7 protein-coding genes are annotated in these 11585 nt (G+C 33.9%); 5 read left to right on the plus strand and 2 right to left on the minus strand.

Features of this window, described 5'->3' with window-relative positions:
- Window positions 1-225 precede the first annotated feature (225 nt).
- Window positions 226-927, minus strand: coding sequence for a LytR/AlgR family response regulator transcription factor (locus IRZ80_RS13215; RefSeq protein WP_194642041.1), 702 nt, complete (start codon window positions 925-927; stop codon window positions 226-228).
- Window positions 917-1771 carry a sensor histidine kinase gene (locus IRZ80_RS13220; protein ID WP_228520905.1) on the minus strand — a complete coding sequence of 285 codons (855 nt, stop codon included), beginning with the start codon at window positions 1769-1771 and terminating at the stop codon, window positions 917-919. Before IRZ80_RS13220 ends, IRZ80_RS13215 begins: the two co-directional genes overlap by 11 nt.
- Before the next feature lie 471 nt (window positions 1772-2242).
- Here IRZ80_RS13220 and IRZ80_RS13225 point away from each other — a divergent pair, with 471 nt between their 5' ends.
- The 5 genes from IRZ80_RS13225 to IRZ80_RS13240 all read left to right on the plus strand — a co-directional run bounded on the left by IRZ80_RS13225 (window position 2243) and on the right by IRZ80_RS13240 (window position 11528).
- Window positions 2243-4276, plus strand: a complete 2034-nt coding sequence (locus IRZ80_RS13225; protein ID WP_228520906.1) for a SusC/RagA family TonB-linked outer membrane protein — start codon at window positions 2243-2245, stop codon at window positions 4274-4276.
- Window positions 4273-5289 (plus strand): TonB-dependent receptor, encoded by a 1017-nt coding sequence (locus IRZ80_RS21025; protein WP_228520907.1) that lies wholly within the window; start codon window positions 4273-4275, stop codon window positions 5287-5289. The genes IRZ80_RS13225 and IRZ80_RS21025 overlap by 4 nt, the downstream gene beginning before the upstream one ends.
- Before the next feature lie 12 nt (window positions 5290-5301).
- Window positions 5302-6882, plus strand: a complete 1581-nt coding sequence (locus tag IRZ80_RS13230) for a RagB/SusD family nutrient uptake outer membrane protein (RefSeq protein ID WP_194642043.1) — start codon at window positions 5302-5304, stop codon at window positions 6880-6882.
- Window positions 6883-7416: 534 nt separating this feature from the next.
- Entirely contained in the window at window positions 7417-9354 is a 1938-nt protein-coding gene (nagB, locus tag IRZ80_RS13235) for a glucosamine-6-phosphate deaminase (protein WP_194642044.1), read from the plus strand.
- A 101-nt stretch (window positions 9355-9455) separates the two neighbouring features.
- Window positions 9456-11528 (plus strand): beta-N-acetylhexosaminidase, encoded by a 2073-nt coding sequence (locus tag IRZ80_RS13240; RefSeq protein ID WP_194642045.1) that lies wholly within the window; start codon window positions 9456-9458, stop codon window positions 11526-11528.
- Window positions 11529-11585: the final 57 nt, after the last annotated feature.

Below are 11585 nucleotides of genomic sequence, written 5' to 3' on the forward strand. Positions count from 1 at the left end.
AAATATATTTGTTAAGAATTTTAAAAAAAAATTTTAAGATATAAAGTTTTTCACTTTTAAATAAACGACATTAAATTGTCAACTAATGGCGGTTTTATTGCTTTTTTGCAGCTAAAAAAACGTTGTAGAACTGCGCTTTCAGTATAAAAAAACGATAGTTTTTGATTACGGAATAAATGTAAAAAACACACTAAAAACATATGGTGTGCTGTCTGTTTATAACTTTTATTCTAAGATTTTTATTTTTACTTCTTTGCTGTAATTTCTTCCAATTGGAATGGTATAGGATGAAATCTGAATTCTGTTTCCTTCTATGGATTTTACTTTGTTTAATGCAATTGTATACGATTTATGAATTCGCATAAAACGCTCAGAAGGTAACTCATCAGTTAGGGATGTTAATGATTTATGAGTTATATAAGTCTTCTCTGCGGTGACAACTTTGATGTATTCTTTCATTCCTTCTATAAAAAGGATTTCATCAATATTTATCTTTACCATTTTTTTATCCACTTTGATAAAAAGATGCGGTTCCGCACGGTGGTTTTCGATTTTGATATTGTTTTTTAAATTGTGTTCTGCTTCAATTTTTTGGATACATTTTATGAAGCGGGGCAGCGGAATTGGTTTTACTAAATAATCCAATACTTCCAGATCATAACTTTCAGCTGCAAATTCTCTGAAAGCGGTTGTGATGATAATCCGGGTTTTGTATTCCAGCAGTTTGATTAATTCAAACCCAGTCATCATAGGTATATTGATGTCCAGAAATACAGCATCAGCAGTATTAGAATTGATAAATTCAAGGCCTTCTAATGAATTATTAAAAGTTCCAATAACTTCAAATTCTGAAAAATTTTCAAAATAATTGAGCAGTACTTTTATAGCCAAAGGTTCGTCGTCAATTATTACGCATTTAATCTTCATTATGTAAAGGTATTTGTATTTTAATACTATAAAAGCTGAATTTTATTGCTTGCTGTATGCTGAAATTGTTTTTATAGATAAGTTTTAATCTTTTTTTGGTGTTTGTTAAACCAATCCCTTTTTTGCTTGGTATTGGTGGTGAAATTACGAAATTATTTATTATTTCAAATTCGAGCTTAGAATTTATGACTCTGAAGTTTATTTTGATTTTAAGTCTGTCGTTGTTTGCTCCGCCATGTTTAAAAGCATTTTCAATCAGTGAAATAAACAATAACGGCGGAATATTTATATTGTCAATATCGGATTCTAGATTGAACCTGACTTCTACATTTTTAAAACGCAGTTTTTCAATTTCGATATAATTTTGAATATAATCTATTTCTTTTATTAGAGGCACATATTTTACATCTTCAATATCATATAATACATATTCCATCAATTGAGAAAGCTTAATAATTACATCTGGAACTTTGTTTGATGATTCTAATGAAAGTGCATATAGATTATTTAGCGTATTAAAGAAGAAGTGAGGCTGAATCTGATTCTTTAAATACTTCAGTTTTATTTTGTTCTGATTCTCTATTATTGCCTTGTTACGGTCTCTTTCTTTGAGCCATGTCAGCATTAAATAGATAGAAGATGCTATCGCAAGTACATAAAGTTCTCCAATACAGACGGCTACGATATGGTTGATTTCAAATGGACTGTAATCTCTGTTAGCTTCCGGCCATATATTTTTCGAAATTAAATAATAAGTCAGCCCGGTTTTTAATAAATAGACAACTGCCAAACTTGCAATGAGCGAAAAGGCATATTTAATGTATTTAGATTTTAATACAAACATAGGAATGAGTATTAATAAATTGAAATACACTAATGGTATATGAAGCGAAAATTCTATGAGATTCGATTTGAAAGAATATCCGTAATTATTAAAATAAGCTCCCCATCTCAAGAAGTTAAGTATAAAATAGATAAACCAAAACCATATATGATTTTGAAGTTTTATATGAAAGTTAATTTTTTTCATCACTGATCTTGAATATGATAATATTTAAATAAAACAGACAATCTGAGGTTGTGTTTTATTTTGCAACAATAATCATTTTGTTATTAAAAATGGCATTTTGGTAAAAAAAAATCTAAAAAAGTCTAATTAAGATAAAAAATGTATATTAAGAAAACGTTTTCGTGAAACGCATTATTGATTGAAATATGTCGTTGGTTTAAAAAACTGTGCTGTTGGTTTAATTTATTTTTTCAGGAAACTCCTTTCCTATAATTTTACGCTATAACTAACAAAAATAATTTAAAAATGAGAAAAATTTTTTTAATCGTAATGGTTATTTTTACTGCGCAGGTTACCCTTGCGCAGACAAAAAAAATCAATGGTTTTGTTTCAGATGCCTCGGGTACTCCGATATCAGGTGCAAATGTTAACGTAAAAGGGGAGACTAATGGAGCCTCAACGGATTTTGACGGTAAATTTACACTAGATGTTAAGCCTGGCGCTACATTAATAATTTCGTACTTAGGTTATGATACAAGAAATGTAGAAGTAGGTGAGTCATCAACTATAGATGTAAAACTGAATGCAGCAAGTTCAACAGCTTTGACTGAAGTAGTTGTAACCTCATTAGGGATCAAGAAATCTAAAAAGTCTTTGACTTATTCTGCACAAGAATTAAAAGGAGAAGATCTTGTTAGAGCAAAAGATCCCAATTTAATGAATACAATTGCTGGTAAAATTGCCGGAGTTGCAGTAACTAAAAGTGCCGGAGGTACTGGTGGTTCTACAAAAGTTACTATTCGTGGAAATTCATCTACTACGAACAATAACCCTTTGTATGTTGTTGATGGGGTACCAATGCTGAATATTTCTTCATTTCAGCCTAATGATTCATTTGGTAATACTCAAGGTGGTAACCGTGACGGCGGTGATGTTATTGGGCTGTTAAATCCAGATGATTTTGAAGGGATGACAGTTCTTAAAGGTGCTTCTGCAACTGCTTTATATGGCAGCCAAGGTGCTAGAGGAGTTGTTCTATTGACTTCTAAAAAAGCAAAAGAAGGTATTTCTGCTTTCAGAGTATCTTCTAATACAACTGTTGAGACTGCAGCTTATCTGCCAAAATTCCAAACGTCTTATATTGCTAAACCAGGAGCAGATGAGTCATGGGGAGCAGCAAAAAGTACACCAGATCACACAAGAGACTTTTTTGAAACAGGATTAACACAAATTTCTTCTTTCGGTTTCTCTACTGGATCTCAAAATTCTGCTACTAATATTTCTTATGCTAACACTTCTGCTAATGGTATTATACCAACTAACAGTTTAAGTAAAAACAACTTTAGCATCAGACAAATGGGTAAATTCTTTGGAGACAGATTAACTGTTAATGCCAATGCAAATTACACTTCTCAATATGTTACAAATAGACCAACCAGCGGTTTGTATTTTAACCCGTTAACAGGTCTTTACCTAATGCCAAGAGGATATGATTTTAACGAATATAAAAATAACTTCGAAAAATTCGATCCTGCCAGAAATATGATGGTTCAAAACTGGATGACTAACAGAGATATTGAACAAAATCCATATTGGGGATTAAACCGCAATAAATCTGTAGATGGCAATCAGCTGATGAATGGATCTGTTGGGTTGAATTATAAAGTTAATAACTGGTTATCTGTTGGGTCAAGATACAATTACGACAGAGTAACTTCACAATTTGATAAAGAAATTTATGCTTCAACTCAAGGAACTTTATCTCATGCAAATGGCAGGTATATTAGTATTGACGACGTGAGTACTCAAAATTACGGTGACTTAATTGCAACAATTAATACGAAAATAAATAACGATATTACATTTTTTGCAAACGTAGGTACCAGTTTTACAAAAACTTCAATTAATGATGAAACAGTTTTAGATTCTGATCCATCTGGTTTAGGAATCACAAACTGGTTTACACTTCATAATTTCAATTCAAATACTGGTAATTATCAAAATTACGGATACCGCAGAGAGCAGCAGTCTGTTTTTGCAGCAGCAACTTTTGGATACAAAAATATGTTGTATGTAGATGTCACAGGGCGTAATGACTGGTCTTCTACATTGGCAAACACTGGAAATCTCTCTTTCTTCTATCCATCTGTTGGAACAACAGCTATATTGTCTGAAATGTTTAAAATGCCAGAAGCAATATCATTTGGTAAAGTGCGTGCTTCTTTTGCACAGGTTGGTAATGATGTTCCTGCATTCTATACTTCACCTACTTCTCAGTATAATGCTGCAATCCACAAAATATCAATCCAACTGTTGGTCCAAGACCAGGTACAAACCTGAAACCTGAAAGTCAAAATTCTTTTGAATTAGGTACGGAATGGAGATTTGTTAATAACAGATTCGGTATAGAATTAACTTATTACAATAACAAAACTAAAGATCAATTGCTTACTATTCCAGCTCCAGCAACAAATGCTGAAGGTTATCAAAATTATGCTTACAATGGCGGTGTGATTGAAAATAATGGTATTGAAGCGTTATTGAATGCTAAAATTGTTGATAATGATAAATTTAAATGGGATGCAACTCTAAACTACTCAAAAAACAACAATAAAGTTTCTGGATTGCCAGAAGAATTAGGAGGAACAGTTGTTTTGACACAGCCTGGTGTTAACAGTTATAGATATTCATTAATCAACGGCCGCCCATTTGGAGTTATCGAAGGAATCAACCTTAAAAGAGATGATCAGGGAAGAATTTTGCTGAATGCTGACGGTTCAATCCAAAAAACAGGTTTCGAGGAAGTTGGAAATGCAAATCCAGATTATATGTTAGGTTTAACTAACTCATTTAAATATGGCAATTATTTCTTAAACTTTACAATTGACGGACGCTTTGGCGGAGATGTAATGAGTTTGACTGAAGCGGTAAATGATAAATTTGGTGTTTCTAAAGTAACTGGTGATGCCAGAGCTGCCGGCGGTGTAGATATCAATGCTGTTTATGCTCCTGGAACACCAAATGCAGGACAAGCTTATTCAGGAAAATACTCGGCAGAAAGCTACTACAGCCAAGTGGGTGGAAGAGAAGGTGCAACAGGTGAATATATTTATAATGCTACAAACGTAAGTTTAAGAGAATTGGCTTTAGGATATACATTTGATCTTAAAAATAATAAAATTTTCAAAACTGCTAACCTGTCTTTAGTAGGCAGAAACTTATTCTTTTTCTACAAAGATGCGCCATTTGATCCAAATATTTCTTTGAGTACAGGTAATGGTTTACAAGGGATTGATGTTTATGCAGCACCATCTACAAGAAGTATCGGTCTTAATTTAAATGTAACTTTCTAATCTTATATCATCATGATACTAAATAAAATAAAAACAGCTGCTATATGTGCTTCATTGCTTGCGGCAGTAAGCTGTACAAGCGATTTCAACGAAATTAACACCAATCCGACTGGGATTACGGCTAAAGATCTTGAGCAGGATTTTAATCATGTAAAAGTTCCTTTTACCACTGTTTTTACAGGTATTTTCAATACAACACACTGGAAATATCAGTTACAGCAAAATCTGAGTGCAGATATTTGGTCAGGATATATGGCTACGCCAACTCCCTTTAAAGGAGCCGCAGGAGATAACTCAAATTATAATTTTGTTGATGGCTGGAATGGTTTTATCTGGAGTCTGCCTTATACTGATGTAATGGCAAATACTTTAAAAATCGAACAGAGAACAAAAGGTAAATACGATCAGTTTTATGCTATCTCGTTGATTTTGAAAGTGGAAGGAATGCATAGAGTAACTGATGTTTTTGGACCAATTGTATATTCTCAGTTTGGAACAACAAATACTACTATTCCTTATGATTCACAGGAAGAAGTGTACACTAAAATGTTTGCAGAACTTGATTATGCAGTTACAGAATTGACTAAAAGAGTAAATGCTGGTGAAGCTTCAACTTTTGCATCAGTAGATATGAGCGGTTACGGAGGGGATTACAAACAATGGATTAAATATGCAAATTCATTACGTCTGCGTTTAGCTATGAGAATTGTTAAAATAAAACCAGCTTTGGCTAAAACAGAAGCAGAAAAAGCAATCAGCCAGACTTTTGGCGTGATGACTACAAATGCTGATATCGCTAAAGTAATCATTCCAAATTTTATAGATCCTATTCTAACTATTTCCTCTTCATGGGGTGATATCAGAATGTCTGCAGATATGGAGTCTATCATGGGCGGATATGCAGATCCAAGACTAGCTAAATACTTTAATGAATCAGCTGATTTTCCTGGTCAGTACAGAGGAATCCGTACAGGTATTAATATGATTGCTAAATCAGACCGTACAGGTATGTCTGAAATTGGTTCAATCGTTGGATCAAATGAAAAAGTGTTAATGACTACTGCCGAAGTGTTTTTCCTGAGAGCTGAAGGAGCATTAAGAGGATGGAATATGGGAGGAACTGCCCAAGCTTTATATGAAGCAGGTATTACAGCTTCGTTTGCACAGCATGGCGCTTCAGGTGCATCAGCTTATATTGCTGATAACGTGAAAACTGCTAAAGATTTCGTAGATGTTAAAGATGCAGCAAATAATGCAGTGGCTGTAAATAATGTAACTGTTGCCTGGGATGGTGCTGCCGTTAATGAGGTGAAGCTGCAAAAAATCATTACTCAAAAATGGATTGCAAATTTCCCTGAAGGGCAGGAAGCCTGGTCTGAATACAGAAGAACTGGATATCCAAAATTATTTAGAATATTGCACAATACCAGCGGGGGAACAATTACAACTCAGTATGGACCGCGAAGAGTAAACTTTGTACAGTCTGAAAAAGACGGAAACCCTGGTGGTGCTGCAACGGGGCTAACTAAATTAGGAGGTCCTGATAATGGAGGAACTAGACTTTGGTGGGATACTACCGGAGCTAATTTTTAATAATGACCTTATATATTAATACATTCAGTTATTTTTATTCCAGGCAGCTGTTTATTGGCTGTCTGGATATAAAAATGAAGCTGCACGATTTTTTGATAAAATATTTAAAAACATATTGTCACCAAAAAAACGCATTGTTGATTGAATAATGCCGTTCGTTTAAAAAAAAGATGTGTTGGTTTAATTTATTTTTTCTAAGAATAAAGTCAATATAAATTTGTATTAAAACCAACAAAGAATATTATAATAATACTGTAAGATTTTTTTATTGAATAAAGGCATTAAAGCCAGTTACGCTCAAATTTTTAAAGGAATTTTACTTTATTCATGAGTTTATTACTATCGAAATTTCTTTTTATTTTTTACAAAATAAAATTTATATACAAGTGAAACTTAGTGGTTTTGCATCAAAAAACGGATTAAAGAATTAATAAAAACTGAAAAAGATATATGTATCTTTATGAAAATTAACATTTAATAATAGAGATACTATAATTTTTCATATAATTTAAAATATATAATTACAAAAAAATCATGAGAACTACATCAAACTTAGGTAATGACATAAGCTTTAAAAAGGCAGGTCAGTTTGAAGATACCCGTTTTGAAAAAATCCATAATGTAATTTTTAAAAATGCTGGAGATGCTTCAATAATCGTTGCTCAAGAGATTGCGGATTTAATTCGTTCCAAACAAGAAAAGAATAAAAAATGTGTATTGGGTTTGGCAACAGGATCTTCACCTATAAAAGTATATCAGGAATTGGTTCGCATGCACAGAGAGGAAGGTTTGAGTTTTGACAATGTTATTACTTTCAATTTAGATGAATACTATCCAATGCCAAAGGAAAGTAATCAGAGTTATCACTATTTTATGCATCAGCATCTTTTTAACCATGTAGATATCAGACCCGAAAATGTTAATATTCCTGACGGAACTGTTGCATTAGAAGACCTGAATCAGTTTTGTGTTGATTATGAAATGAATATTAAAAATGCAGGAGGACTTGATTTTCAGTTGTTAGGAATTGGACGTACAGGACACGTAGGCTTCAACGAGCCTGGATCACATATTAACTCAGGGACGAGAATTATTACTTTAGACCATATTACCAAAGTTGATGCCTCAGCTGATTTTAACGGAATAAGCAATGTTCCTAAAAAAGCAATCACGATGGGTGTTTCAACAATTCTTAGATCCAAAAGAATTGTACTAATGGCTTGGGGACAGAATAAAGCTTCTATTATCAAAAGAACGATTCAGGGAGACATCAGTTCTGAGGTTCCAGCTACTTTTTTACAGAATCACAATAATACCACTTTTGTTTTAGATGAAGGAGCTGCTTCGGAATTAACAAGATTAGAAACTCCTTGGCTGGTAGGAGAGTGTATCTGGACAGAACAATTGAAAAATAAGGCAATTGTCTGGCTTTGCCAGCATACCAATCAGTCAATTTTAAAACTGACTGACAGGGATTACAATAATAACGGAATGTCTGATTTATTAGCTTCGGGAAGTTCGTCTTATGATTTGAATATTAATATGTTCAATGTACTGCAGCACACTATCACGGGATGGCCTGGCGGAAAACCAAATACGGATGATTCTTTCCGTCCAGAGAGAGCTAATCCTGCTAAAAAAAGAGTAATTCTTTTTAGTCCGCATCCAGATGATGACGTGATTTCTATGGGGGGGACTTTTGCAAAATTAATCAAGCAGGGACATGATGTGCATGTAGTGTATCAGACTTCAGGAAATATTGCTGTTACCGATGATGAGGCATTAAAATTTGCCGAAGTCTGCAGCGATTTTATCGATGGGAATAATTCAGGAATTAATTTTCAATCGGTAATTGATTCTATCAATTCAAAACCAATCGGGCAAAGCGACACTTTGGAAGTCCGCAAATTGAAAGGTTTGATACGAAGACGCGAGTCTTATGCTGCTACTAGATATATTGGTCTGAAAGATGAAAATACACACTTTTTGGACTTGCCTTTCTATGAAACAGGGATGGTTCAGAAGAAGCCTTTGGGACCGGAAGATATCGCAGCAGTAAAAAATATTATTGAGAAAATAAAACCGCATCAGGTATTTGCAGCTGGTGATCTTGCAGATCCGCATGGTACGCATGAAGTTTGCTTGAACGCCATTTTTGCAGCCATGAAAGAATTGAAATCAAAACCGTTTATGAACGATTGCTGGCTGTGGCTGTACAGAGGTGCTTGGCACGAATGGGACATACATGAAATTGACATGGCCGTTCCGTTGAGCCCAGATGAAGTGTTACTGAAAAGACAGGCTATTTTATACCATCAGTCTCAGAAAGACAGGGTGATGTTCCAAGGTAATGATTCAAGAGAATTCTGGGTTAGGGCTGAGGACCGAAATAAAAATACTGCCAAATTATATGATGATTTAGGTCTGGCAGAATATGAAGCGATAGAAGCTTTTAAACGTTTTGAATATTAGTAAATAGTTTTTTGTTAAGTTCCTAATGCTGAACTTTAAGTTTATCTTAAACTTAGGTTTAGCACTATTACAAATTTTTTTCTAACATATTTTTTTATAAGATGAAATATATTCTGTTTTTTTTATTTGCCTCTTTTATTTCCACAGCCCAAATTACAAAGGAGCAGCTGAATGTTATGCCTTGGCCTCAAAATATTAGCCTTAGTGAAGGTTCTTTTATATTGACGAAAAATTTTAAAGTAAATATTACTGGTGCTCCAAATCCTAGAATATTTACTGGTGCTGCTAATTTTTTGAGACGTCTGGATGGGAGGACAGGAATGTTTTTTAACCAAGGATTCATAACTGGTTTAAATGAAGTTCCAGAAGCTCAATTGCAGATTAATTGTGTGAGAAACGGAAAAATTGACCTTTATGAGGATGAAAGTTATTTATTGGATATAACTCCAAATAAAATTACAATAAATGCGGCTACGGATGTTGGTGCACTGCACGGTTTGGAAACCTTATTACAGCTTTTACAGAATAATAGTAATTCATTTTATTTTCCTGTTTCAAAAATTTCCGATTTTCCAAGATTTACCTGGAGAGGGCTGATGATTGACGGAGCAAGACATTTTATGCCGGTGGATGTCATCAAAAGAAATCTCGACGGAATGGCAGCGGTAAAAATGAATGTTTTTCATTGGCATTTGGTAGATGATCAAGGCTGGAGAATCGAAATGAAAAAACACCCGAAGTTAATCCAGATGGCATCGGATGGGAATTTTTATACTCAGGAAGAAATCAGAAATGTTATAAAATACGCCAGTGATAGAGGAATTCTAGTAGTTCCGGAAATTGACATGCCAGGTCACGGAACTGCTATTTTGACCGCTTACCCGGAAATAGGAAGTAAAGTTGAAGTTTTGAATGTTGGCAATGGTGAAAAAGGACAGCAGTTAAAACAAATTCAAAAGTATGATTTAGAAAGGAATGCAGGGATTTTTACACCTACTCTTGATCCTTCAAGTCCAAAAACTTATGAACTTATAAGTTCAATTTTTGATGAAGTCTGTCCGCTTTTTCCGGGTAAGTTCTTTCACATTGGAGGGGATGAAAACGAAGGCAAAGACTGGGATGCGAATCCTAAAATTCAGGAATTCAAAAAGAAGCATAATTTAGCAAACAACCATGAACTGCAGACTTATTTTACGATGCAGTTAATCCCAATGCTTAAAAAACATAATAAAGAATTAATGGGCTGGGAAGAAATTATGACCAAAAATATGTCCAAAGAGGCTATAATCCATTCTTGGAAAGGGGTTAATGAAGGTCAGACGGCAGGACAATCATTAGTGGATGCTGTAAAAGGAGGTTACAAAACTGTTTTGTCCAATGGATACTATATCGACTTGATGTACGAAGCTGCAGATCATTATACGGTAGATCCAATGCCTAAAAATGTCACTCTAACTAATGAAGAAAAAGCAAGAATTTTGGGTGGAGAAGCAACTATGTGGACCGAATTAGTAACATCAGCAACAATTGACAGCAGAATTTGGCCTAGAACAGCGGCTATTGCAGAACGTTTTTGGTCTAATGAAAGTGTTACAGATATTAACAGTTTACGCAAAAGACTGAAGACTGTTTCTTTTAGATTAGAAGAATTGGGACTGACGCATCTAAAAAGTAAAGAAGGTCTGTTAAGAAATATCAGCAATAATCAAAAAAGTGATGCTCTACTTGATTTGTCTAATGTCTGTGAACCGCTAAAAGGTTATACAAGAAACAGAGAAGGGACTGAATATAAAATGTATTCTCCGTTGACTTTATTTGCAGACGTTTGCACGCCGGATGCATCAGATGCGGTAGATTTTGACCAGGCTGTTACTAATTTTTTAAATAACAAATCATCTGAAAATCAAAATTTAGTAATAAGCTATTTAAATAAATGGATTAAAATGGATTCGGATCTTAATGCATTGAGTAATAATGCACCGCTTGTAAAACCGTTGCTGCCATTGTCAAAGAGTTTAAATGATATTGCAGAACAGCTTTTACTCAAAATTGATAAAAAAGAAAATATTGATGCAGTAGTATTAAATAGTCTGCTTGAAAAATGTAATTCGAAAGAGCATGCCGATGTCGAATTGGCAGTATATAAAAGTCTGAAAAAATTAGTTCAGGCTTAATTTAAATTCAAAAATTAAAGTTGGAATTGTTAAGATTGAGTTTGGTTATTTGTATTA

The organism is Flavobacterium sp. HJJ (assembly GCF_015351475.1).
Lineage (GTDB): Bacteria > Bacteroidota > Bacteroidia > Flavobacteriales > Flavobacteriaceae > Flavobacterium > Flavobacterium marginilacus.

Coding starts and splice junctions, on each gene's coding strand:
- IRZ80_RS13215 (WP_194642041.1), bottom strand. CDS start 927: ATGAAGATTAAATGCGTAATAATTGACGACGAACCTTTGGCTATAAAA.
- IRZ80_RS13220 (WP_228520905.1), bottom strand. CDS start 1,771: ATGTTTGTATTAAAATCTAAATACATTAAATATGCCTTTTCGCTCATT.
- IRZ80_RS13225 (WP_228520906.1), top strand. CDS start 2,243: ATGAGAAAAATTTTTTTAATCGTAATGGTTATTTTTACTGCGCAGGTT.
- IRZ80_RS13230 (WP_194642043.1), top strand. CDS start 5,302: ATGATACTAAATAAAATAAAAACAGCTGCTATATGTGCTTCATTGCTT.
- nagB (WP_194642044.1), top strand. CDS start 7,417: ATGAGAACTACATCAAACTTAGGTAATGACATAAGCTTTAAAAAGGCA.
- IRZ80_RS13240 (WP_194642045.1), top strand. CDS start 9,456: ATGAAATATATTCTGTTTTTTTTATTTGCCTCTTTTATTTCCACAGCC.